We start from the raw sequence: 22920 nt of genomic DNA on the forward strand, positions 1-22920 counted from the left end.
AGTTTCCCATGAATCTGCCTGCCGTGCAGGAGAGCTTTTCGCTCATGCCCTATCTGATCATCTCCGGGACCGGGCTTCTCCTCCTGATCGTGCTCGGCGTCGTGCTGGCGCGGCTATACAAGCGGGCGTCGAAGGAAATCGGCTTCGTGCGCACCGGCTTCGGCGGGGAGAAGGTGGTGATGAACGGCGGCGCGCTGGTGCTGCCGATCTTTCATGAAACCATGCCGGTCAACATGAACACGGTGCGCCTGGCGGTGGAGCGGAAGAACAGCGACGCGCTGATCACGCTGGACCGCCTGCGCATCGATGTGAAGGCGGAATTCTACGTCCGCGTGAAGCCCGATGCCCAATCCATCGCTACCGCCGCGCAGACCTTGGGGTCGCGGACGATGAATCCGGAGGCGCTGAAGGAACTGGTCGAGGGCAAGTTCGTCGACGCGCTGCGTTCCGTCGCGGCGGGGATGACGATGAACCAGTTGCATGAGCAGCGCAGCGAGTTCGTGCAGAAGGTGCAGCAGGTGTCCTCGGTCGACCTCGCCATGAACGGGCTGGAACTGGAGAGCGTGTCGCTGACCGGACTCGACCAGACGTCGATCGAGCATTTCAACGCCAACAACGCCTTCGATGCAGAGGGTCTGACCAAGCTGACCGAGCAGATCGAACTGCGCAAGAAATCGCGCAACGACATCGAGCAGGAAACCCGCGTCCAGATCGAAACCAAGAATCTGGAGGCGGAGCGCCAGTCGCTGCTGATTTCGCGCGACACCGAATTCGCGCGGCTGGAGCAGGAGCGGGAGGTCGAGATGCGCCGCGCCGCTCAGATCGCCGAAGTCGCCCGCGAACAGTCGCTGCGCCAGCAGGAAGCGGATCAGGCGCGGATCGAAGCGAAGAAGCTGGTCGACAGCCAGCAGATCGAGGCGGATCGCGCCGTCCAGCAGGCGCGCATCGCGCAGGAACAGGCGCTCGAACTGGCGCGGCAGGAACAGCAGATCGCGGTGCAGAACAAGAGCCGCGAGGAAAGCCAGGCCAAGGCGCAGGCCGACGAAGCCCGCGCCAAGGCGGTCGCGGCGGAGGAGCAGGTCCAGACGTCTCGCCAGACGGAGATTGCCGAGCGCACCAAGCGGATCGAACTGATCGACGCGGCCAGGGAGGCGGAACGCGCAGCGATCCAGGTCCGGGTCGAAGCCGAAGCCGAGAAGCAGGCGGCGGCCGACCGCGCCGAAGCGCTGCGGCTGGCCGCCGAGGGCGAAGCGGAAGCCGCCAAGCTGCGCGCCGAGGCGGACCGGGTGCGATTCGAAGTTGAGGCGGCGGGTCAGCGCGCGGTCAATGAAGCCGCGAATATCCTGTCGTCGGACCAGATGTCGCTCCAGACGAAGATGGCGCTGCTTAAGGTGCTGCCCGATCTCGTGCGGGAGGCGGCCAAGCCGATGGAAGCGATTGATTCGATCAGGATCGTGCAGGTCGACGGCCTCACTGGATCGCATGCGGATGGCGCGGCGGTGATCGGCGGCGGCGAGCAGAACCTCGCCAATGCCGCCGTGTCGGCCGCCTTGCGTTACCGGGCGCAGGCGCCGGTGATCGATGGCCTGATGAAGGAATTGGGGCTGGACGGCGCCAACCTGGATTCGCTGGTGAAGGGCGCTGTGGAACCTGCCGTGACGTCGGTCGCCCCGATCGTCGTCGAACCCGTGGAGGACGGGCGCAAGGCGCCGTCCCAGGCCTGATGGGGCGAGGGCCGGTCCATGCGCGGATATGATGCTTCCCGCCTCATGCTGGCCATCGGCCTGGCGGCGCAGGCGGGGTTCATTGACGCGCTGGGGTTCCTGAAGCTCGGCGGGCTTTTCGTTTCCTTCATGAGCGGCAATTCGACGCGGCTGGGCGTAGGGCTGGCCAGCGGCGCGGCGGTCGCGGGGATGGCGGCGGGATTGATCGGGGCCTTTGTCGGCGGCGTGCTGGCGGGCGCGCTGGTCGCGCGCCGGGCGGGGCGCTGGCGCAAGCAGGCGGTGCTGGGCCTTTCGACCGCGCTGCTGGTCTGCGCCGCGCTGCTGGCCCTGCCGGACGGGCCGGGCATGGGGCTGACGCTGCTGATGACGGCGGCGATGGGCGCGGTGAACAACGTCTTCCAGCGCGATGGCGAGGTCAGCATCGGCGTCACCTACATGACCGGCGCGCTGGTGAAGCTGGGACAGCAACTGGCGGTGGCGCTGAGCGGCGGGCCGCGATGGAACTGGCTGCCCTATCTGCTGCTGTGGCTGGGGCTGGTGGCGGGCGCTGTGGCGGGGGGCGGCCTCTTTGCGCTGATGGGCCTGCATGCGCTGTGGGTCGCCGTGGCCTTTTCCGGGCTGTTGCTGCTGTGGAGCGGCCGCCTGGGACCGCTGGACAAGGGACGTCAAGGGCACTAACCGGGCGCGAATCCCTTCCTCTGGACATATAAAGGCGATTCGATGACGCTGCCCCTTCAGGATTCCATCCTCATCGTGGATTTCGGCAGCCAGGTGACGCAGCTCATCGCCCGCCGCGTGCGCGAGGCGGGCGTCTATTCCGAGATCGCGCCCTTCAACAACGCCGCCGAAGCCTTCGAGCGGCTGAAGCCCAAGGGCATCATCCTGTCCGGCGGCCCCTCCTCCGTCATGTGGGAGGACAGCCCCCGCGCCCCGCAGCATTTCTTCGACGCGGGCGTGCCCGTGCTGGGCATATGCTATGGCCAGCAGACGATGATGCAGCAGTTGGGCGGCAATGTCGAAGGGGGCGAGAGCGGCGAGTTCGGCCGCGCCTTCATCGAGGTGAAGAAGGGCTGCGCGCTGTTCGACGGCCTGTGGGCCGAGGGCGAAAAGCATCAGGTGTGGATGAGCCATGGCGACAAGGTGACGCGGCTTGCCCCTGGTTTCGAGGTGGTGGCGGTCAGCGAGGGCGCGCCCTATGCCATCACCGCCAATGAGGAAAAGCGTTTCTACGCCACGCAATTCCATCCGGAGGTGGTGCATACGCCGGACGGCGCGAAGCTGCTCGCCAATTTCGTGCGGCATGTCTGCGGCCTCAAGGGCGACTGGACCATGGCGGAATTCCGCGCCACCAAGATCGCCGACATCCGGGCGCAGGTGGGCGAAGGCCGGGTGATTTGCGGGCTTTCGGGCGGGGTCGACAGCGCGGTGGCCGCCGTGCTGATCCATGAAGCCATTGGCGACCAGTTGACCTGCGTGTTTGTGGACCATGGGCTGATGCGGCTGGGCGAGGCGGAGCAGGTCGTCAGCCTGTTCCGCGAGCATTATGGCATCAAGCTGGTCCATGTGAACGCCGAGGAGCGCTTCCTGGGCGGGCTGGCGGGGCTGACCGATCCGGAGAAGAAGCGCAAGTTCATCGGCGGCGAGTTCATTGCCGTGTTCGAGGAGGAAGCGAAGAAGATCGGCGGGGCGGACTTCCTGGCGCAGGGCACGCTCTATCCGGACGTGATCGAGTCGGTGAGCTTTACGGGCGGGCCTTCGGTGACGATCAAGTCGCACCATAATGTCGGCGGCCTGCCCGAACGCATGAACATGAAGCTGGTCGAGCCGCTGCGCGAACTGTTCAAGGACGAGGTGCGCGTGCTGGGCCGGGAACTGGGCCTGCCGGAGATTTTCGTCGGGCGGCACCCCTTCCCCGGTCCAGGCCTGGCGATCCGCATCCCCGGCGAGGTGAGCAAGGAGCGGTGCGACATATTGCGGAAGGCCGACGCCGTCTATCTGGAGGAAATCCGGAACGCCGGGCTGTACGACGCGATCTGGCAGGCCTTCGCGGTGCTGCTGCCGGTGCGGACGGTGGGGGTGATGGGCGACTATCGCACCTATGACAGCGTCTGCGCGCTGCGGGCGGTGACCTCCACCGACGGGATGACGGCGGACATCTACCCGTTCGACGCCGCCTTCCTGAGCAGGGTGGCGACGCGGATCATCAATGAGGTGAAGGGCATCAACCGGGTGGTCTATGACTATACGTCGAAGCCGCCGGGCACGATCGAGTGGGAGTAAAGCCGAAATAGCGAATGTCCGGGGACATTCGCCGGCTTTACTCGGCCGGGTAAACGGCCGCGGGCAGGATTAATGACCGTCCGGGGGGACGGTCATCCGATTTACTCGGCGGCGCAAGCCGCCGCAGCGATTGCAGGGCGACAGCAAGATGAAGTGAGTGCTCCTGCGAAGGCAGGAGCAGCTCTGCAAGCGGTAGCCCTTGAGACCTTGGGCTCCGCCGCTTGCCTTCAGATCTCATATTCCGGGCGCCATTTCGGGCTGAGATAGGCGGGTTCCGGAAGGTCCGGCTGGCGCTGCCGCATTTCGTCGTACAGCCGCTTCACCGTCGCGCTGCCGGTGCGGGTGAAGAAAGCCGGGACGAGCCCGTGGACCATGCAGGCCAGCCCCGCGCGCACCATCAGGAAGCCGAAGCGCGTCGCCACCTCGAAATGCTCGCCATAGCTTTCATGGACGTCTCTGGGATGTTTCAGGAAAAGGCGGTCGATCATGTCTGCTCTACTCGTGATCGTGGCAAAGCCGCACCCTAAGGCATAAGCGGGCGGCGGCAGAGGGCCGATTGCGCGGAACTTGACCCCTCGCCCCGAAAACCGGCATGTCGGCCGGCATGAGCGAACGCGACCCCCTGGGCCATCCCGTCTATCGGGACATGCCGACCACCATCTTCGAAAAAATGTCCGGCCGGGCGCGGGAGACGGGCGCGATCAACCTGGGGCAAGGCTTTCCCGACGCGCAGGGGCCGGAGGAGATATTGCGCGCCGCCGCCGACGCGCTGCTGACCCGGTCCAATCAATATCCGCCCATGGCTGGCCTTGCCGAACTGCGCGGGGCGGTGGCGGCGCATTATGCGCGGCATCAGGGGATCGACCTGTCGCCGCAGGAGGTGATCGTCACATCCGGCGCGACGGAGACGATTGCGGCCAGTCTGCTGGCGCTGGTCCGGCCCGGCGATGAAGTGCTGGTGCTGGCGCCGCTCTATGACGCCTATCTGCCGCTGATCGAGCGGGCGGGCGGCGTGGCGCGGGTGCTGCGGCTCACCCCGCCCGACTGGCGGATCGGGCGAGAGGCGCTGGCGGCGGCGGTCACGCCAAACACGCGCCTGCTGCTGATGAACAATCCGGTGAACCCGACCGGCATCGCCCTGCGCGAACAGGAACTGGCGCTGTTGGCGGAATTGTGCGTGGAAAACGACCTGATCGCCATTTGCGACGAGGTGTGGGAGCATGTCATCTATGACGGCGTCGCGCACAGGCCACTGATCGGCTTTCCCGGCATGCGGGATCGGACGGTGAAGATCGGTTCGGCGGGCAAGATATTTTCCCTCACCGGCTGGAAAGTCGGCTGGATGTGCGCCGCCCTGCCCCTTGCGACGCTGCTTGCCCGCGCTCACCAGTTCATCACCTTCACCACCCCGCCCCACCTGCAATGGGCGGTGGCCGAGGGGCTGGCCAGGCCGGAAAGCTGGTTCGACGCCATGCGGGGCGCCTATCAGGCTTCCCGCGACCGTCTCGTCGCGGGGCTGCGCGGCGCGGGCTATGTCGTCAATGCCTGCGCGGCGACATGGTTCGTGACCGTCGACCTGCCCGCTTCCGGCATCGACATGGACGATGTCGCCTTTTGCGAGCGGATCATCGAGGAAGCGGGCGTGGCGGCGATCCCGATTTCCGCCTTCTATCCCGCTGAACCCGTGACGCACCTGGTCCGCCTCTGCTTTTCCAAGGCGGACGGGATATTGGACGAAGCGGTGGCGCGACTGGCGGCTTTCCGCGCTTCCCTGATCTGAAGCGAGACTAGCGACCGACTGATGCGGCTTGCGGCGGTGACGTCATGCGGCTAGGTTCACCTTTCGTTCTGTAAAGGGGCATATATGGACAGCCTGGCCGCCATTCTCGTCATTGTCGCCCTGGTCGCGGGGTTGGGGATCGGCTGGCTGGCGAAGGGCCGGTCCATGGCGCCGCTGCTGGCGGAAAAGGCCGATCTGGCGGGCAAGCTCGACATGGCGGCGACGCAACGCAACGCGGCGATCCAGGAACTGGTGGTGGCGCAGGAGCGCGCGGCGCAGGCGGCGGACCTGGCGCGGAAGCTGGAGGCGGAGCGCGCCGGGCGGGAAGCGGCGGCGCGGGAACTGGCGGCTTTGCGGTCCGACGCGCAGGCGCGGGCGGAAGCCTTCGAAGCGCAGATCGCCGCGCTCAAGGACGCCAAGGAACAGCTTTCGGCCCAGTTCAGCGAGATCGGCGGCAAGCTGCTGCACCAGGCGCAGAGCCATTTCCTGGAACGCGCCGACCAGCGCATGATGCAGGCGCATGAGAAAAGCGAGGCGCAGCTCAGGCAATTGCTGCATCCCGTCAACGAAACGATCCAGCGTTACGACCAGAAGATCACCCAGATAGAGCAGCAGCGGACGGAGGCCTACGGCATCCTGCGCGGCGAGATCGAATCGATGAAGACCGGGCAGGAAGCCGTGCGCGCCGAGGCGCAGCGGCTGGTCGATTCGCTGCGCCATGCGCCCAAGGCGCGCGGCCGCTGGGGCGAGCAGCAGTTGCGAAACGTGCTGGAGACATGCGGCCTTTCCGAACATGTGGATTTCCAGACCGAGGTGAGCGTGGAGGGCGAGGACGGCCGGCTGCGCCCCGACGCGATCCTGCGCGTGCCGGGCGGGCGGGCGCTGGTGATTGACGCCAAGGTGTCGTTGAATGCCTATCAGGATGCCTATGGCGCGGAGGGGGACGAAGAGCGGAAGCGGCTGCTGTCCGCCCACGCCGCCGCCATGCGGGCGCATGTCGAGACGCTGGGGCGGAAAAGCTATGCCGAACAGTTCGACGATGCGCCCGATTATGTGATCATGTTCGTGCCCGGCGAACATTTCCTGTCCGCCGCGCTGGAGCATGATCCGCAGCTTTGGGACCATGCCTTCGCAAAGCGCGTGCTGCTGGCGACGCCGACAAATCTGATCGCCATCGCCAGGACCGTCGCGGCGGTGTGGCGGCAGGAGAAGATGGCGGACGAGGCCAAGCGAATCGGCATGCTGGGCAAGGAACTGTACGAACGACTGGCCGGGGCGGCGGGGTCGCTCAAGAAGCTGGGCAATCGGCTGAACGGGGCCGTGGCGGATTACAACAGTTTCGTCGGCAGCTTCGAGGGCCGCGTTTTGGTGACGGGCCGCAAGCTGCGCGACCTCAACATCGAGACGGGCGGCAAGGAACTGGAGGAGTTGGAGCCGGTGGAGGCGCTGGTCCGCGAACCGTCTTCGGCTGAGGCGGTGCGGGCTTTGCCGGATGCGCTGCCGGATGCGGCGGAATAGCTTTACCCGCGCATGATGTTAGACGGATAATTGTTTCGGGGTGGAGCGGGATGTCGGGATCGGGCATGGGGACTGGCTCCTGCCTTCGCAGGAGCACGGGGCGGGGAGCCTATCTGTCGCTTGGTCTATCTATAGGTACCTAAGCATCATCCATCGGCAGGACATTTGCTCCCGGCCCCGCCCGATGGCATGGGCGAATCATGAAACGCATCGGCCTTCTTGGCGGCTCCTTCAATCCGGCGCATGACGGGCATCGGGACATTTCCCGGTTCGCGGCCGACGCGCTGGCGCTGGATGAAGTCTGGTGGCTGGTCTCGCCGGGCAATCCGCTCAAGCCCAGGGCCGGCATGGCGCCCCTGCCCGCCCGCCTTGCCCGCGCCCGAAAAGTCGCGCGGCGCAACCTCATCCGGCCGACGGCGATCGAGGCGCAGCTTCGCACGCGATACACCATCGACACGGTGAAAGCCTTGCGACGCCGCTATCCGCGGCATCACTTCATCTGGCTGATGGGGGCGGACAATCTTGCCCAATTCGGCCAGTGGAGGGACTGGCGCGGTATAGCCCGGATTATGCCCATTGCCGTGATCGCCCGGCCCGGCTATGATGAGGCCGCCCGTGGCTCACCGGCCATGAGCTGGCTGCGGCGCTTCGTCCGGCCCGCACGCCAGAGTGCAGCATGGACGGATTGGAGACCGCCGGCGCTTGTGCTTCTGCGCTTTCGCCCTGATCCAAGATCGGCGACCCTGCTGCGGCAGGCAGACCCCCTCTGGCATCGCGAATATGAACACACACGCGTGCGCGACCCGCTCACGCGCCGGTTGATTGTCTAGAATGGAGCATCTTTGACCAGACCGCATCCCGCCAACGACACGGCTCATAATGCCGACAGCGTTGCCGCCCTGCACGACCTTGTCTTGAAGTCGCTTGACGACGACCAGGCGCAGGAAACCATCTCCATCCCCCTCGAAGGCAAGAGCAGCATCGCCGATCACATGGTGATCGCCAGCGGGCGTTCGTCCCGTCAGGTGGCGTCGATGGCGCAGAAGCTGGCCGAGCGGATCAAGCAGGCGACCGGGCGTTCCGCCCGCGTCGAGGGCCTGCCCGTGGCCGATTGGGTGCTGATCGACGCCGGGGACGTGATCGTCCACCTGTTCCGGCCGGAGGTGCGCAGCTTCTACAATCTGGAACGGATGTGGGGCTTCGTCGACGCGCCGGTGGCGGGAACCGCCTGACCGGCCCTTCGACAAGCGGCCTGAGTTGTTGGAGCGCGCTGCGCTAAATCGGACGCAGGCCGCGCGGTCCAAGTTTCCGTTGTCGCATCGTTTCAAGCAGAAAACCTGTTCCCGCTTTTCTGCACGATGCTCTAAGGGGGCAGACCATGCTCCTCCACATCATCGCGCGCGGAAAGATCGGGCGCTCGCCAGAGGCGGAACTGGTCGACCGTTATGCCAGGCGGCTGACCATGCCGTTCAGGATCACCGAACTGCCCGATCGGGGCGGCAAGCTGCCGCCGGCCCCGCCGGGCACCGTCACCGTCATGCTGGATGAAAAGGGCCGGCAGCTCAGCTCCATCGACTTCGCCCGCCGCATCGAGGGCTGGCGAGATTCCGGCAAGCGCGAATGCCGCTTCCTGATCGGCGCTGCCGACGGCTTCGACGATGCGGAGCGGGACAATGCCGACCTGCTGATCGCCTTCGGCGCGATGACATGGCCCCATATGATGGCCCGCGCCATGCTGGCCGAGCAATTGTGGCGGGCTTGCTCCATCCTGGCCGGGCACCCCTATCATCGCGAGGGGTGAATGTCCGCCCCCATGCTTCTTCAGGGCGTGTGGGGGATTCAGCCCATGGCGGGCTGCAAATAGCGGCTTTCTGCGCTTCCGGTGCTCACATACTGAACTAGGCTGCGTCGAAACGAGGCACCTGCCTCGTTTCGAGGTTCTCGAAATCCACCATTTCCGCCGCGCCCTGAATTCAATCCCACACACCCTGGTCCGACATCGCTCGACAGGAGCCGGGGTTTGCGCCTAGTCAGGCATAGCCGGCGTCCCAAGCCGGCGGGGGGTTTGGGTTGAGACGGACGGCGATCATCGCGGCATGTCTTGCCGGCGCGGCGGCGCTGGCCGGATCGCGCCTGCCCGCCGTCGATGGGCGGGCGGTGATCCTGACAGGCGCCGGCGGCACCAGCCTCAATGAGGAACAGGCCGCCCTGAAGACCGCGCGCCGCCAGTCGGAGGAAGCGCGGTCGCGTTCCGAACGGCTGGAGCGGCAGGCCGCCGCCGCCCGCAGCGAAGCCGACCAGGCCCGCCGCCGCGCCGCCGCCATGGCCGCCCGCATCCAGCAGGCGGAGGCGGACATACAGGCCGCGCAGGCCCGCATCGCCATCGTCGCCCGGCTCCAGCGCGCGCAGGCCGCCCGTCTGGCCGCCAGGCAGGAGCCTGTCGTCCGCCTGACCGCGGCCTTGCAGATGATGGCGCAGCGGCCGCTGGCGCTGGCGCTGGTCAAGCCGGGATCGATCGACGACGCCATCCATATGCGCGCCGTGCTGGGGCAGGTGCTGCCGGTCATCCGGGAACGGACCGCCGGGCTGCGCGCGGAACTCGAGCGCAGCCGCGCCCTGCGCGCCACGGCCGAGCAGGCGGCGGATTCGCTCGCCCAAAGCCAGCAGGACCTGAAGCAGCGGCAGGCCGCCCTGCAAAGGCTGGAAGCGCAAAAGCGGCTCGCGGCGCAGGATTACAGGGCCAATGCCGATCTGGAAAGCGACCGCGCCCTAGCCCTTGGGGAGCGGGCGCGCGACATCGTCGACCTGATGGACAGGCTGGAGGAGGCGGGCGACCTGCGCGATCGGCTGGCCGCCCTGCCCGGTCCCGTGCCGCGCCCTGCGCGGCCCGACCGGGCGCGCGCCCCGGCGCCGGCCCGTCCGCGCAGCCTGGGCGCGCCGCCGCCCTATCGCCTGCCGGTCGTCGGCCAGTTGGTGACGGGCATGGGCGAAGTGTCGGAAGGCGGCGTCCGGTCACGGGGCCTGACCATCGCCACGCGCCCGGATGCCCTGGCGGTGGCGCCGACCGCGGGGCGCATCGTCTTTGCCGGGCCTTATCGCGGCTATGGGCAGATCGTCATCATCGACCATGGCGGCGGCTGGACGACGCTGATCACCGGGCTGCTGCGCCTCAACGCCGCCGTGGGGGACGTGGTGCGGCAGGGCGATCCCCTGGGCAATGCCGGTCCGGGGCGACCCAGCATCACGGTCGAGTTGCGGCGCAATGGCCGCCCCGTGGACATCGTGCCGCTGGTGGGCGCGGGCTGATCCGACCGCGACCTGCAAAGGCGCGGGCCACCCCCGAACACAACTTACTTTCCCGCGCATTTTGCCCTAGGCGCTTTCCATGCCCCGCCCATCCCGCCCCCAGGACGTCCCCGGCCTCCCCGCCCGTCGCGCGGCGCTGCGCCTGCTCGACGCCGTGCTTCGGCGCGGCGATCCGCTCGAACTCGCGCTGCATGGCGCGGCGCAGGGGCTTGCTCCCGCCGACAGGGCGCTGGTCCATGCCATCGCGGCAGAGACGCTGCGCCACCTCCCCGATCTCGACGCGCTGATCGACGGCGCCACGCGCCAGCCGCTGCCGCACGACGCGAAGGCGCGGATGGTCCTGCGCATCGCCCTGATCCAGGTGCTGGCGCTGGGCACCGCGCCGCACGCCGCGATCGCGACAGCGCTGCCGCTGGTCGATGGCGGCCCCCGCAAGCTGGTGCATGGCGTCTTCGGCACGCTGACCCGCGCCGATCCGACGCTGCCCTCACCCCCCGCCCTGCCGCCGGAGACCGCCGGCCGATGGGCCGCGCAATGGGGCGACGCCATGCCGCAGGCCGCCGCGCACGCCTATGCCCAGCGTCCGCCGGTCGACGTCAGCCTGCGCGATCCCGCCCGGACCGCGCATTGGGCCGAGGCGCTCAACGGCCGGAGCCTTGCCCCCGGCCATGTCCGCCTGCCCGAAGGCGCCGTCATCCCGGACCTTCCCGGCTTCGGCGAAGGCGCCTGGTGGGTGCAGGATCTGGCCGCCTCCACCCCCGCGCGCCTGCTGGGCGCGGGAGAGGGGCGCTGTGTCCTTGACCTCTGCGCCGCGCCCGGCGGCAAGACGATGCAGCTTGCCGCCGCCGGCTGGCGCGTGACGGCGGTCGACCAGTCGAAGAAGCGCCTCGAACGACTGAGCGAAAACCTGGCCCGCACCGGCCTTTCCGCCGCCATCGTGCAGGACGACCTGCGCGCATGGCGACCCGAAGCTCCGGCCGACGCCGTCCTGCTGGACGCGCCCTGCACTGCGACAGGCATCTACCGCCGCCATCCCGACGTGCTCCACCGCATCGGCCCGCGCCAGATCGCGGAGATGGCCGAGCTCCAGGCCGAACTGCTGGCCCGCGCCGCGGCATGGCTGAAGCCCGGCGGGACGCTGGTCTACGCCACCTGTTCCCTCGAACAGGCGGAGGGCGAGGATCAGGTCGCCCGATTCCTGGACGCCCGGCCGGATTTCGGCCCGCTGCCCGCCATGCCCGCCGAACTGCCCGACGGCATCGCGCCCACGGCGCAAGGCTGGGTCCGCACCCTGCCCGACATCCTTGCCGCGCAGGGCGGCACGGATGGCTTTTTCGTTGCAAGGCTGATACGATCCACCAAGCCTTAACCAAGCAACCCTATGGTGCGATCCGGCATTCAGAAAGACCTGTCTTGCGCCCGACCGAGCCCCTTCCCCTGAATCATAGCTGGCCGCTCTATGCGTTGCGTGACCATCTGGCGCCGGTGATGCTGGACGACCGGATCGCCCGCGACGACGGGGCGCTGGCGGAACGCGGCCTGGGCCTGTGGCATTGCGATCTGGGCGACGACAGCCTGAACTGGACGGACGGGGTCTATGACATTTTCGGGCTGGAGCGCGGGACGGCGGTTCCCCGCCCGCTCGCCGTGTCGCTCTACGCGCCCGACAGCTGCGCCGCGATGGAGCGGTTGCGCGCCTATGCGATCCGCCACAGGCGCGGCTTCACGGTGGATGTCGACATCCGCCCGGCGGACGGCGGCGAATGCGCCATGCGCCTGATAGCCGCGCCCGTCATCCAGCGAAATCAGGTGGTTGCGCTGCACGGCGTCAAGCAGTTCCTGCCCAAGGGTTCCAGGCCGTCGACGCGCCTTGATCCTACCCTGTTCATCCTGTCCTGACGGACAGGGCCAGTCCGCCCGCCGACAGCCCTGGCCAAAAGCCTGTGGATAGCGTTAATCGGGCGTTGCCCTGACCTTCGGCCAAGGCTAAGGCCGATGGTCAAATGACCAGCCCGATCCTGATCTCGCCATCCATCCTGTCCGCCGATTTCGCCCGCCTGGGCGAGGAGGTCCGCGCCATCGACGAGGCCGGCGCCGACTGGATCCATATCGACGTGATGGACGGCCATTTCGTGCCCAACATCACCATCGGCCCCGGCGTGGTGAAGGCGCTGCGCCCGCACACGAAAAAGCCGTTCGACGTCCACCTGATGATCTCCCCGGTGGACCAGTATCTGAACGCCTTTGCGGAGGCGGGCGCGGACATATTGACCGTCCATCCCGAAGCCGGGCCGCATATCCACCGCTCCATCCAGCACATCAAGTCGCTGGGCGTGCAGGCCGGCGTGGTGCTCAATCCCGGCACGCCGGCGAAGATGCTGGATTACCTGATCGACGATGTCGACCTGATCCTGGTGATGAGCGTCAACCCCGGCTTCGGCGGGCAGAGCTTCATCGCCAACCAGCTTCGCAAGATCGAGGCGATCCGCAAGATGATCGAGAAGTCAGGTCGCGACATCCGCCTGCAGGTCGACGGCGGCATCGACTTCACGACCGCGCCGCTCGCCATCGAGGCGGGCGCGGACGTGCTGGTGGCGGGCACCGCGACCTTCCGGGGCGGCGCGTCCGCCTATGCCGACAATATTCGGACGCTGCGCGGCGGGTGAGCGACCGCCGCCGCCTTCCCCCCCATTCCGCCCCCGAGGAGGCCGGACCCGGCCCGGAGGACGGGATCGAACAGGGCAAGCGGCTCATCCGCATCGCGGATGACAAGGGGCTTTCGCTGGCGCAGCGCATCGCCAATCGCTTCTACCTGCTGAGCTGGAAGACGCCGATCCACGGCCGGCGGCTGAAGGGCAAATATCCGCTCAAGCTGCTCGCCGTGCCCGATGACGAGATCCCCGGCAACGCCCATGCGGGCCAGGCGATCCGCGCCGGCTATTTCCTGTTCCGGGGCCTGAAAATGCCCCTCGACAAATTGGACTTCGCCAATCCGGGCGTGACGGCGGGCTTCGCCGATTATCTGCACGGCTTCCACTGGCTGCGCGACCTGGCGACCGTGGCGACCCGCGAACAGGCCGCGCCGATCGCCGAAGGGGTGATGCGCAAATGGCTCGCCGCCCATGCCGACACGCCCAGCGAACCGGCATGGCGCGCCGACAATGCGGGCTGGCGCCTGCTGTTCTGGTCTGCCCATGCGCCGCTGATCCTCTCGTCGAGCGACCTCGTCTATCGCTCTCTGGTGCTGAACTGCATCGCCCGCACCGCCCGCCATCTGGACCGCGGCGCGGACAAGGCGCCGGTCGGCCTGCCGCGCCTGGTCGCCTGGGGCGGGATCGTCGCGGCGTCGATGCTGCTGCCCGGCGGCGCGGCGCGCAAGCTGTTCGGTGAAGCCGGCCTCAAGCGCGCGCTCGACAGCGGCCTTCATGGCGACGGCGGCATCATCTCGCGCTCCCCGCTGGACCAGTTGGAAGCGATCATGCTGCTGACCATGGTCGCCGCCGTCTATGAGGTGCGGCGCGAACAGACGCCCCCTTTCCTGACGGAGGCCCTGGGAAGGGCGGTTCCGGCTTTGCTGGGCCTGACTCATGGCGACGGCGGGCTGGGCAACTGGCAGGGCGCGGGCGCCGTCGATCCCGCGACCATAGAGGCCGTCGTCCGCGCCAGCCGCGTCCGCGCCCGCCCGCTGCGCCAGGCCACTGGCTGGGGTTATCAGCGGCTGGCCGCCGGCAGCACGGTGGTGCAGGTGGACGCCGCGCCGCCGCCCGTCGCCCAACTGGCCGATGCGGGTTGCGCCTCCACCGGCGCGATAGAGATCAGCGACGGGCAGCAACGGCTGATCGTCAATTGCGGCGGCGCCGCGCTGGAGGGCGCGTGGATGCCCCGCGATCTGGCGCAGGGGCTGCGCACCACCGCGGCGCACAGCACGCTGGTGCTGGACGACAGCAATTCCACCGCGCTGCTGCCCGACGGCACACTGGGCAAGGGCGTGACCGAGGTGGAGATCAACCGGCAGGAAACGGAAAGCGGCAGCCGTTTCGACCTCAGCCATGACGGCTATGTGCGGCGCATGGGCTATGTCCATCGCCGCCTGTTGCTGATGAGCGGCGACGGCAAGGAAATCCGCGGCGAGGACATGCTGACTCCCGCGGCGCGACGCCGCAGGCCGGTGAAGCTGCCCGTCCAGCTCCGTTTCCACCTTGCCCCCGGCGTGGAGCCCACGCCCACTGCCGACGGCATGGGCGCGCTGCTGCGCCTCGACACGGGCGCGACCTGGCAATTCCGCGCCAATGCGGGGAAGCTGGCGATAGAGGAAAGCCTGTGGGTGGATGCCGAGGGCCGTCCCCATGGCACTAGGCAGTTGGCGGTCATCAGCGAAGCCCTGCCGGGCGGCTCCACCGTGGGATGGTTGCTGAAGAAGGTGAGCTAGGGTGCGACAGTCCGCCTAAGGCGCCTGCCCTGCCCCTTGCCGACGGCTGCTAATCCCGGCGTAGCGGATCGAGCGCGTTCGATTTGCGGCCCTTGGGCGCGGCGGAGGACACGGCCGGGGACAGGGCGGATGCGCGCCGCGGCAGGGGCGCGCCGCCCGCCATCTCCTCCAGCGCGGCGATGCGCTTTTCCGTTGCCGGATGGGTGGAGAAAAGCTCGCTCACATGCACCGGAACGATGTAGAGCTGCGCGGCGGCTGGATTGCGCTCCGCCACCGGATTGGGGATCGTTTCCGCCCGGCCGGAAATCTTGGCGAGGGCGGAGGCGAGGGCGCGGGGATTGCCGCTGATCTCCGCGCCGGCCCGGTCGGCGCCATATTCGCGGGTGCGGCTGATCGCCATCTGCACGATCATGGCCGCGAAGGGCGCGACGATCACCGCCAGCAGGGTCGCGGCGATATTGCCGTGGCCGTTTTCCTGATTGCCGCCGCGAAAGAACAGGCCGAAATTGGCGAGCATGGAGATCGCGCCCGCAATGGTCGCCACCATCGTCATGATCAGCGTGTCGCGATTGCGCACATGGCCCAGCTCATGCGCCATGACGCCCGCCACTTCGTCGCGGCTCAGCATCGACAGCAGGCCCGTGGTGGCCGCGACGGCGGCATGGTCCGGGTCGCGGCCGGTCGCGAAGGCATTGGGATGCGGCTGGTCGATCAGGTAGACGCGGGGCATGGGAAGGCCGGCGCGCCGGGCAAGCTCCGCGACGAGGGTATAGAATTCGGGCGCGCTCTGGGCATTCACCTCCCGCGCATTGTGCATCGACAGCACGATCCGGTCGGCGTTCCAGAAGGTAAACAGGTTCATGCCCGCGGCGACCAGCAACGCGATCGCCGCGCCGCCGCTGCCGCCCAGCGTATAGCCCAATGCCATGAACAGCGCGGTCAGCGCCGACAACAGCATCGCCGTCTTCATCCCATTCACTTGCGAAAATCTCCTCTACGGCCCAGATAGCGTCCAGGCCCGAATATGGGGTGGCGATGTCGCCCCCGCAATCGAAAGGATGGATCGATGGGAACCTTCAACGGCAAGCGCCCCGCGCATGTGATGCCGCCCGCGCATCTTTCCAAGAGCCCGCCGGTGCCGCAGCCCGACCCGATCGACAGTCCTTCCCGCCATGACGAGGAATTGAGCCCGGTTCGCTATGGCGACTGGGAACGCAAGGGAATCGCTATCGATTTCTGATCCGGCCGCCGAGGAGGATCAACGGCTCGTCGCTGTTTGGGCACAGTTGGCGATGGCCTGTGCCGCTGCTGCGGGCGGTCCCGCCCGCCCCCCTAGCCTTCCGCGCTGCAAAACGGGCAGTTTCCCCTTCGAGCGGAAAGCGTGAAGGATAACGGGGCGCGGACGAAGTGAACGTGGTTGCTGAGGTCATTCCAAGGTCAGTGTCGGATTATGCGCCAGAGGATGCGGCGCTGCTATGTGCGGTGGGTCGCCTGGTCTGCGCCTGGACGATGCTGGAACAGAGCCTGGAGGCGAAGGTCGCGATGATGCGGGAGGCCATGGGGGATGTGCGGACCGTGGGCGCCCGGACACGTCCGGGCATGACGAAGCTGATGACCGAATTGCGGACCATGGTGTCGATGCGCGACCGGCGCAATGCCGGCGCGCTGATGGAAATAGCGGATATAGAGCGCGACATGCAGAGGATCGACCGATTCCGGTCGCTCATCATCGGCGGCTTTCAGCAGCCCGCGCCCGGCGGCTTCACATGCCGCGATGCGCGGAACAATCAGACGCATGTCTCGCTTGAGCAACTCGAAGCGGAAATTGCTTCCCTCGAAAGGGTGGCGCAGCGCCTGCTGGCTGTCTGAACGGGTTAAGTGATCTTCCACGCTTGATCTTTATGCGGCAGGGGACAACTCTCTCTGCGCGCGAGCCAAGAAACAGGAGCCTCATGTCCTACAAACCGATTCGCAAAGCCGTTTTCCCTGTCGCGGGTCTCGGCACGCGCTTTCTGCCGGCGACCAAGTCGGTGCCCAAGGAACTGCTGCCGGTGGTGGACCGTCCGCTGATCCAATATGCGGTCGACGAAGCGCGGGAGGCGGGGATCGAGCAGATGATCTTCGTCACCGGCCGCGGCAAGGGCGCGATCGAAGATTATTTCGACATGGCCTATGAGGCCGAGGCGACGCAGCGCGAGCGGGGCAAGGATCTGTCCGCGCTGGACGGCACGCGGCTGTTGCCGGGCAATGCGGTGTTCCTGCGCCAGCAGGAGCCGCTGGGCCTGGGCCATGCCATATGGTGCGCGCGGGACATTGTGGGGGACGAACCCTTCGCCATCCTGCTGCCCGACGAATTCATGAAGGGCGCGCCGGGCCGGGGATGCCTGAAGCAGATGGTCGAGGCCTATGACAAGGTCGGCGGCAATCTGGTCTGCGCGCTGGAAGTGCCGATGGCCGACACGCCGAGCTATGGCGTGATCGATCCGGGCCGGCGCGACGGCGCTCTCACCGAGGTGAGGGGGCTGGTGGAAAAGCCCGCGCCGGGCACGGCGCCATCCAACCTGATCCTGCCGGGCCGCTACATCCTCCAGCCCGAAGTGATGAAGATCCTGGAGACCCAGGAAAAGGGCGCGGGCGGCGAGATCCAGCTCACCGACGCCATGGCGTCGATGATCGGCACCCAGCCCTTCCATGGCGTGACCTTCGACGGGCGGCGTTTCGACTGCGGATCGAAGGCGGGCTATATCGAGGCGAACCTTGCCCTGGCGCTGGGTCGCGAGGATCTGGGCGAGCATATCCGCAAGTTCGCGCTGGCCGAACTGGGCGTCGGCGGGATCGCCGCCGCAGCCTGACATGGCGATGCGGGGCAAGATGTCCGACAGGCCTTGCCCCGCCCGCCCGATTATCCTAAAGGCCGCTGCGTCATCTGGGGAGTAGCCAGCCGTTCCTGACGGAACGGGCCGTTCGTCAACATATTTGGCCGAGAGGCCATGGCGGGCGGGATGCGAGGGGCGGTTCGACGTCCTATCCGCATCGGGCGAGACCAATGGCATCATCTTCTCCGTCCGGCCGGGCGGGAGGGGATGGTGGCATTGCGTCTTCACCTTCGCCCGGCCCGGACAGACCCCGATGGAAGCATTTTTCACCTCCACCGCCCTCGTCGCGCTCGCGGAAATGGGGGACAAGACGCAATTGCTGGCGATGCTGCTTGCCACCCGCTTCCGCAAGCCGGCGCCGATCATCCTCGGCATATTGGCCGCGACGCTCGCCAACCATTTCCTCGCCGCGCTTGTCGGCCATTCGGTCGCGGGCGCGCTGACCCAGCCCTGGTTCCGCTACGCCGTCGCCGCCAGCTTCATCGCCATGGCCGTCTGGACGCTGATCCCCGACAAGTTCGACGAGGACGAACCGCTCAAGGCGCCGTCGAAGGCGGGCGTGTTCATGACCACCCTGATCGCCTTCTTCCTGGTGGAGATGGGCGACAAGACGCAGGTGGCGACCGTGATGCTGGGCGCCCGCTTCGACAATATCCTCGCGGTCACGGCAGGCACGACGCTGGGCATGATGATCGCCAATGTGCCTGCCGTGCTGTTCGGCGGCGCGCTGGCGCGGAAGGTGCCGATGCGCGCCCTTCAGATCGGGGCGGCCCTGCTGTTCCTGACCCTCGGCCTGTGGATGATTGCTGATTTGCAGGGCTGGATAGGGTAAATAGTTGTCAGCGGGCGGCGGCTGTTGCAAGGGAACGGCCAAGAGTCATTCCCTTTGAACGGATAGGCATGGGACGCGTGATGAAGGACAGTCTGGTTACGGTGTTCGGCGGCGGCGGCTTTCTGGGCAGGCAGGTTGCGCAAGCGCTGATGGCGCGCGGCGCGCGCGTGCGCGTGGCCCAGCGCGACCTGGCGACCGCCCTGCGCGTGAAGCCGCTGGGCGCGCTCGGCCAGACCCAGTTCGTCGCCGCCGACATCCGCAAGCCAGAAAGCGTCGCCCGCGCCATTGTCGGCAGCGACATCGTCATCAATCTGGTCGGCGTGCTCTCCGGCGATTTCGAAGGGTCGCACCATGACGGCGCGGCCAATGTCGCGAAGGCGGCGGCGGCAGCGGGCGTCAGGGCGCTGGTCCACATCTCCGCCATCGGCGCCGACGCGCAAAGCCCGTCCGCCTATGGCCGGTCGAAGGCGGCGGGCGAGGAAGCGGTCAAGGCCGCTTTCCCAACCGCCACCATTATCCGCCCGTCGATCGTCTTCGGACCGGAGGACCAGTTCCTCAACCGATTCGCCGAAATCATCCGCCTTGCCCCGGTGGTGCCGGTGATCGGCGCGAACACCAGATTCCAGCCCGTCTATGTCGCCGACGTGGCGCAGGCCATCGCCAACGCGGCCGAAAATCCCGGCCTGCACGGCGGCAAGACCTATGAACTGGGCGGGCCGCAAACCTATTCGATGCTGGAACTCAACGCCTGGATCGCCAAGGCCATCGGCCGGGAACGCAGCCTGTGCCCGGTTCCCGCCTCCATCGCCTCGCTGATCGCCCTGCTGCCGGGCGGGCCGATCACGCGGGACCAGTTGGCCATGCTGGGCAGGGACAATGTCGCCGCCCCCGGCGCGAAGGGTCTGGCGGACCTTGGCGTCGCGCCCACGCCCATGCCCGCGGTCGCGGAAAAATGGCTGGTCCGCTACCGCAAGCACGGCCGCTTCGCAGGGCGGGTCCAAGCCTGACAGGCTGGACCGGCAACGGAGCGCGACCGGCCGTGCGGCAATGGCTTGCCTCGTCCCTTCGCGCCTGCACAATGAGTTTGCCTTCCGCCCTCTCCCGTCCGGGGGAGGGCTTGTCTTTGCCCGCCGATAAGGACCGGACCCACAAATGGACCTGCATTATCTGACAGTCATCCTGCTCGGCATCGTCGAGGGGCTGACCGAATTCCTGCCCGTATCCTCGACCGGCCACCTGATCCTGGCCAGCGAATTGCTGGGCTATGACGCATCCACCTGGGCGATGTTCAACGTCGTCATCCAGTTGGGCGCGATCCTGGCGGTGGTGGTGCTCTACTGGCGGACCTTCTGGGCGGTCGGCATGGGCCTGCTGCGCCGGGAACCGACAAGCTGGCGCTTCCTGCGCAACCTGCTGGTCGCCGTCATCCCGGCGGCGGTGATCGGCCTGGCGCTCCACAATTATATCGAGGAATTGCTGGGCGCGCCAAGGGTTGTCGCCTGGGCGCTAATCGCGGGCGGCATCGCGATCCTGGGGATCGAGCGGATGGTGAAGGAAAACCGCTTCCACGGTATCGCCGACATTCCCTTCGTCCGGGTGGTCGGCATCGGCTTCATCCAGTGCCTCGCCATGATCCCCGGCATCAGCCGGTCGGGCGCGACCATCATGGGCGCGCTGACCCTGGGCGTGGAGCGGCGCACGGCGGCGGAATTCAGCTTCTTCCTAGCCATCCCGACCATGTTGGGGGCAACCACGCTGGAACTGCTGAAAAACGGCGACAAGCTGACTTCCGCCACGGTCGGCTGGGGCAGCATCGTGCTGGGCTTCATCGTCTCCTTCATCGTCGCGCTGCTGGTGATCAGATGGTTTGTGGGGCTGGTGTCGCGCCATGGCTTCGCGCCCTTCGCCTGGTATCGAATCGTCGCGGGAATCGCGGCATTGGCATGGCTTTCCCTCAGGTAAGGCCGAAACGGACCTTTTTAGCGCAAGATTATTTCAGTCCCTGCAAAATTCCGACGGCTTTTCCCTGAAAATAGGTCAATTATACTGACTTAAATCGCAGAATCCACGTGACTCTGCGGGTCTTTCTGCTATGGGCACCCCTGCAAATCCATTTCAGGGACTCACCATGGCAGACAATCCAATGCTGAAATTCGTGGGAACGGGCCAGGCCTATCCCGAGAAACGTTCGGCCGACGATCGCGCCGACGACTTCCTCGAAATCAGCCGCAGCTTCATCCTCGACAAGGCGGAGGAACAGGCGTCGCGCTGCTCGCAATGCGGGGTGCCCTATTGCTCGACCCACTGCCCGCTGCACAACCATATTCCCGACTGGCTGCGCCTCACCGCCGAGGGCCGCCTGCGCGAAGCCTATGAACTCAGCAACCTGACCAGCACCATGCCCGAAATCTGCGGCCGCATCTGCCCGCAGGACCGGCTGTGCGAGGGCAATTGCGTCATCGAATTTTCCGGCCACGGCTCCGTCACCATCGGCTCGGTCGAAAAATTCATCACCGACACCGCCTGGAAGGAAGGTTGGGTCGAACCGCTCGTCCCCGGCGCGCCGCTGGGCCAGTCGGTCGGCGTCATCGGGGCGGGTCCGGCGGGCCTCACCACGGCGGAATATCTGCGCGTCGCGGGCTATGAAGTGCATGTCTACGACCGGCACGACCGCGCGGGCGGCCTGCTGACCTACGGCATCCCCGGCTTCAAGCTGGAGAAGGACGTGGTCATGCGCCGCGTCCAGCGCCTCAAGGACGGCGGCATCGTCTTCCACGAAAGCTTCGAGGTCGGTCGCGACGCCAGCATGGAGGAACTGCGCAGCCGCCACGACGCCATCCTGATCGCGACCGGCGTCTACAAGCCCCGCGACATCAAGGCGCCGGGCGTCGGCGCGCCGGGCGTGGTCAAGGCGCTCGACTTCCTCATCGCCTCCAACAAGGCCGGTTTCGGCGACGCCGTGCCGGAACATGAGGACGGCTCGCTGCACGCCAACGGCAAGAAGGTCGTCGTCATCGGCGGCGGCGACACCGCGATGGACTGCGTCCGCACCGCGATCCGCCAGGGCGCGACCTCGGTCAAATGCCTCTACCGCCGCGACCGCGACAATATGCCCGGCTCGCAGCGCGAAGTCGCCAATGCCGAAGAGGAGGGCGTGGAATTCGTCTGGCTCTCCGCCCCCATTGCCTTCGAGGGCACGGAACATGTCACCGGCGTCAAGGTGACGAAGATGCGCCTTGGCCAGCCCGACGCATCCGGCCGCCGCGCCCCGGAACCCGATCCAGGCACGGAGCATACGCTGGAAGCCGATCTGGTCATCAAGGCGCTGGGTTACGATCCGGAGGAACTGCCCAGGCTGTTCGGCGCGGACGACCTGTCCGTCACCCGCTGGGGCACGCTGCGCGTCGATCACAAGACGATGATGACCAGCATGGACGGCGTGTTCGCGGCAGGCGACATCGTGCGCGGCGCTTCGCTGGTGGTCTGGGCGATCCGCGACGGCCGCGACGTGACCGAACATATGCACCGCTATCTGAAGGCGAAGGCCAAGGCAGCGGCCGGGGAAAGGCAAGCGGCGTGATCGCATGTCTCATCATGCTGGCCGCAGCTTCCACTGCTGCGCAATCTTCGGCAACGCAAATTGCGCAGGCGACGTTTCAGCCGGAGCGTGCCATCGCTGACGCGCTTGCTCAGTGGGATGCGCAGTTTGATGCTGGCGTGACGCGTGCTTCCGTTGGCAGAACGATGACGGCCGACCAAGAGGCTCGGAAAAACCGAGCCAAGGCGGCTGGCAAGGCGGAGCTTTCGCAACAATTAAGGACGACCGGCATTCCAAAAATGCTGCACCTGATTGAGGCGGATTATATCCAGAACTTCTCTGAGGAAGAGTTGCGGGAAGCCGCCATATTCTGGACATCGCCGGCAGGGCAGGCGTTCACCACCGCCATGCAGGAAGCTGTTAAGAACGGAACTGGCCGGATCGTGCCCCCAGCACAGCATGCCGCAGCCATCAACCGCTACATGACGTCTGCTACAGGGCGAAAAGAAAGCGTCCGGTCTGGGATCCTCCGCCCTGTTCTCGCCAAAGAAATGGGCCTGTTCATGCAGCAGGCTCAGCCCAAGATTGATGCACGGATGAGGGCGGCAATGTCCGCCGCGTCCTGAAAGGTAAGCAC

At 67.0% G+C, this 22920-nt stretch carries 23 protein-coding genes and 1 riboswitch; of the genes, 21 read left to right on the forward strand and 2 right to left on the reverse strand.

The window, feature by feature from the left end:
- Positions 1 to 8 precede the first annotated feature (8 nt).
- Genes SIDU_RS14280 through guaA form a run of 3 tightly spaced genes read left to right on the forward strand, consistent with a single transcriptional unit; the run spans position 9 to position 4004 of the window.
- Entirely contained in the window at positions 9 to 1724 is a 1716-nt protein-coding gene (locus tag SIDU_RS14280) for a flotillin family protein (protein WP_007686686.1), read from the forward strand.
- A gap of 18 nt (positions 1725 to 1742) precedes the next feature.
- On the forward strand, positions 1743 to 2402 hold the full coding sequence (locus SIDU_RS14285) for a YoaK family protein (RefSeq protein WP_007686689.1): 660 nt from the start codon (positions 1743 to 1745) through the stop codon (positions 2400 to 2402).
- Between the two features lie 42 nt (positions 2403 to 2444).
- Positions 2445 to 4004: a glutamine-hydrolyzing GMP synthase gene (gene guaA, locus SIDU_RS14290; protein WP_007686691.1), complete on the forward strand. Its 1560-nt coding sequence runs from the start codon at positions 2445 to 2447 to the stop codon at positions 4002 to 4004.
- Positions 4005 to 4231: 227 nt separating this feature from the next.
- On the opposite strand, the gene SIDU_RS14295 is transcribed toward guaA, so the two are convergent.
- Positions 4232 to 4492: a DUF6356 family protein gene (locus tag SIDU_RS14295; protein WP_007686694.1), complete on the reverse strand. Its 261-nt coding sequence runs from the start codon at positions 4490 to 4492 to the stop codon at positions 4232 to 4234.
- Between the two features lie 104 nt (positions 4493 to 4596).
- Between SIDU_RS14295 and SIDU_RS14300 the strand changes: the two genes are divergently transcribed.
- From SIDU_RS14300 to SIDU_RS14345, 10 genes are all read left to right on the forward strand, one after another.
- Positions 4597 to 5784, forward strand: a complete 1188-nt coding sequence (locus SIDU_RS14300; RefSeq protein ID WP_007686695.1) for an aminotransferase — start codon at positions 4597 to 4599, stop codon at positions 5782 to 5784.
- 84 nt (positions 5785 to 5868) lie between these two features.
- Positions 5869 to 7302 carry a DNA recombination protein RmuC gene (gene rmuC / locus SIDU_RS14305; protein ID WP_007686697.1) on the forward strand — a complete coding sequence of 478 codons (1434 nt, stop codon included), beginning with the start codon at positions 5869 to 5871 and terminating at the stop codon, positions 7300 to 7302.
- 197 nt (positions 7303 to 7499) lie between these two features.
- Entirely contained in the window at positions 7500 to 8132 is a 633-nt protein-coding gene (locus SIDU_RS14310; protein ID WP_257787154.1) for a nicotinate-nucleotide adenylyltransferase, read from the forward strand.
- A 12-nt stretch (positions 8133 to 8144) separates the two neighbouring features.
- The gene (gene rsfS / locus SIDU_RS14315) at positions 8145 to 8534 is read left to right on the forward strand and encodes a ribosome silencing factor (protein ID WP_007686701.1); all 390 of its coding nucleotides are present in this window, start codon (positions 8145 to 8147) and stop codon (positions 8532 to 8534) included.
- Between the two features lie 146 nt (positions 8535 to 8680).
- Positions 8681 to 9103 (forward strand): 23S rRNA (pseudouridine(1915)-N(3))-methyltransferase RlmH, encoded by a 423-nt coding sequence (locus SIDU_RS14320; protein WP_007686702.1) that lies wholly within the window; start codon positions 8681 to 8683, stop codon positions 9101 to 9103.
- A 269-nt stretch (positions 9104 to 9372) separates the two neighbouring features.
- Positions 9373 to 10608: a murein hydrolase activator EnvC family protein gene (locus tag SIDU_RS14325; RefSeq protein ID WP_073507162.1), complete on the forward strand. Its 1236-nt coding sequence runs from the start codon at positions 9373 to 9375 to the stop codon at positions 10606 to 10608.
- A gap of 79 nt (positions 10609 to 10687) precedes the next feature.
- Positions 10688 to 11977: an RsmB/NOP family class I SAM-dependent RNA methyltransferase gene (locus SIDU_RS14330; protein ID WP_007686704.1), complete on the forward strand. Its 1290-nt coding sequence runs from the start codon at positions 10688 to 10690 to the stop codon at positions 11975 to 11977.
- A gap of 44 nt (positions 11978 to 12021) precedes the next feature.
- Positions 12022 to 12507, forward strand: coding sequence for a hypothetical protein (locus SIDU_RS14335; protein WP_007686705.1), 486 nt, complete (start codon positions 12022 to 12024; stop codon positions 12505 to 12507).
- Between the two features lie 104 nt (positions 12508 to 12611).
- Positions 12612 to 13274 carry a ribulose-phosphate 3-epimerase gene (rpe, locus tag SIDU_RS14340; RefSeq protein ID WP_007686706.1) on the forward strand — a complete coding sequence of 221 codons (663 nt, stop codon included), beginning with the start codon at positions 12612 to 12614 and terminating at the stop codon, positions 13272 to 13274.
- A complete protein-coding gene (locus SIDU_RS14345; protein ID WP_007686707.1) occupies positions 13271 to 15037 on the forward strand; it encodes a heparinase II/III family protein in 1767 nt (588 codons plus the stop codon). Before rpe ends, SIDU_RS14345 begins: the two co-directional genes overlap by 4 nt.
- Before the next feature lie 49 nt (positions 15038 to 15086).
- On the opposite strand, the gene htpX is transcribed toward SIDU_RS14345, so the two are convergent.
- Positions 15087 to 16016, reverse strand: coding sequence for a zinc metalloprotease HtpX (gene htpX, locus SIDU_RS14350; protein WP_025771325.1), 930 nt, complete (start codon positions 16014 to 16016; stop codon positions 15087 to 15089).
- A gap of 87 nt (positions 16017 to 16103) precedes the next feature.
- Between htpX and SIDU_RS14355 the strand changes: the two genes are divergently transcribed.
- The 8 genes from SIDU_RS14355 (at position 16104) to SIDU_RS14390 (ending at position 22909) form a co-directional block, all read left to right on the forward strand.
- Entirely contained in the window at positions 16104 to 16277 is a 174-nt protein-coding gene (locus SIDU_RS14355) for a DUF1674 domain-containing protein (RefSeq protein ID WP_007686711.1), read from the forward strand.
- 200 nt (positions 16278 to 16477) lie between these two features.
- Entirely contained in the window at positions 16478 to 16906 is a 429-nt protein-coding gene (locus SIDU_RS14360; protein WP_013038885.1) for a hypothetical protein, read from the forward strand.
- An 83-nt stretch (positions 16907 to 16989) separates the two neighbouring features.
- Positions 16990 to 17889: a UTP--glucose-1-phosphate uridylyltransferase gene (locus tag SIDU_RS14365; protein ID WP_007686714.1), complete on the forward strand. Its 900-nt coding sequence runs from the start codon at positions 16990 to 16992 to the stop codon at positions 17887 to 17889.
- A 62-nt stretch (positions 17890 to 17951) separates the two neighbouring features.
- A riboswitch (yybP-ykoY riboswitch) is annotated at positions 17952 to 18148 on the forward strand.
- 18 nt (positions 18149 to 18166) lie between these two features.
- Complete coding sequence (locus tag SIDU_RS14370; protein ID WP_025771323.1) at positions 18167 to 18745, forward strand: TMEM165/GDT1 family protein; 579 nt, start codon at positions 18167 to 18169, stop codon at positions 18743 to 18745.
- Between the two features lie 80 nt (positions 18746 to 18825).
- Positions 18826 to 19752 carry a complex I NDUFA9 subunit family protein gene (locus SIDU_RS14375; protein ID WP_025771321.1) on the forward strand — a complete coding sequence of 309 codons (927 nt, stop codon included), beginning with the start codon at positions 18826 to 18828 and terminating at the stop codon, positions 19750 to 19752.
- Positions 19753 to 19897: 145 nt separating this feature from the next.
- A complete protein-coding gene (locus SIDU_RS14380) occupies positions 19898 to 20707 on the forward strand; it encodes an undecaprenyl-diphosphate phosphatase (protein ID WP_007686720.1) in 810 nt (269 codons plus the stop codon).
- A 166-nt stretch (positions 20708 to 20873) separates the two neighbouring features.
- Positions 20874 to 22325 carry an NAD(P)-dependent oxidoreductase gene (locus tag SIDU_RS14385; RefSeq protein ID WP_025771319.1) on the forward strand — a complete coding sequence of 484 codons (1452 nt, stop codon included), beginning with the start codon at positions 20874 to 20876 and terminating at the stop codon, positions 22323 to 22325.
- The gene (locus tag SIDU_RS14390) at positions 22322 to 22909 is read left to right on the forward strand and encodes a DUF2059 domain-containing protein (RefSeq protein WP_007686724.1); all 588 of its coding nucleotides are present in this window, start codon (positions 22322 to 22324) and stop codon (positions 22907 to 22909) included. The genes SIDU_RS14385 and SIDU_RS14390 overlap by 4 nt, the downstream gene beginning before the upstream one ends.
- Positions 22910 to 22920 lie beyond the last annotated feature (11 nt).

Origin of the sequence: Sphingobium indicum B90A, assembly GCF_000264945.2 — a bacterium.
Taxonomy (GTDB): Bacteria; Pseudomonadota; Alphaproteobacteria; order Sphingomonadales; family Sphingomonadaceae; genus Sphingobium; species Sphingobium indicum.

Coding starts and splice junctions, on each gene's coding strand:
- SIDU_RS14280 (WP_007686686.1), top strand. CDS start 9: ATGAATCTGCCTGCCGTGCAGGAGAGCTTTTCGCTCATGCCCTATCTG.
- SIDU_RS14285 (WP_007686689.1), top strand. CDS start 1,743: ATGCGCGGATATGATGCTTCCCGCCTCATGCTGGCCATCGGCCTGGCG.
- guaA (WP_007686691.1), top strand. CDS start 2,445: ATGACGCTGCCCCTTCAGGATTCCATCCTCATCGTGGATTTCGGCAGC.
- SIDU_RS14295 (WP_007686694.1), bottom strand. CDS start 4,492: ATGATCGACCGCCTTTTCCTGAAACATCCCAGAGACGTCCATGAAAGC.
- SIDU_RS14300 (WP_007686695.1), top strand. CDS start 4,597: ATGTCGGCCGGCATGAGCGAACGCGACCCCCTGGGCCATCCCGTCTAT.
- rmuC (WP_007686697.1), top strand. CDS start 5,869: ATGGACAGCCTGGCCGCCATTCTCGTCATTGTCGCCCTGGTCGCGGGG.
- SIDU_RS14320 (WP_007686702.1), top strand. CDS start 8,681: ATGCTCCTCCACATCATCGCGCGCGGAAAGATCGGGCGCTCGCCAGAG.
- SIDU_RS14330 (WP_007686704.1), top strand. CDS start 10,688: ATGCCCCGCCCATCCCGCCCCCAGGACGTCCCCGGCCTCCCCGCCCGT.
- rpe (WP_007686706.1), top strand. CDS start 12,612: ATGACCAGCCCGATCCTGATCTCGCCATCCATCCTGTCCGCCGATTTC.
- SIDU_RS14355 (WP_007686711.1), top strand. CDS start 16,104: ATGGGAACCTTCAACGGCAAGCGCCCCGCGCATGTGATGCCGCCCGCG.
- SIDU_RS14365 (WP_007686714.1), top strand. CDS start 16,990: ATGTCCTACAAACCGATTCGCAAAGCCGTTTTCCCTGTCGCGGGTCTC.
- SIDU_RS14370 (WP_025771323.1), top strand. CDS start 18,167: ATGGAAGCATTTTTCACCTCCACCGCCCTCGTCGCGCTCGCGGAAATG.
- SIDU_RS14375 (WP_025771321.1), top strand. CDS start 18,826: ATGAAGGACAGTCTGGTTACGGTGTTCGGCGGCGGCGGCTTTCTGGGC.
- SIDU_RS14380 (WP_007686720.1), top strand. CDS start 19,898: ATGGACCTGCATTATCTGACAGTCATCCTGCTCGGCATCGTCGAGGGG.
- SIDU_RS14385 (WP_025771319.1), top strand. CDS start 20,874: ATGGCAGACAATCCAATGCTGAAATTCGTGGGAACGGGCCAGGCCTAT.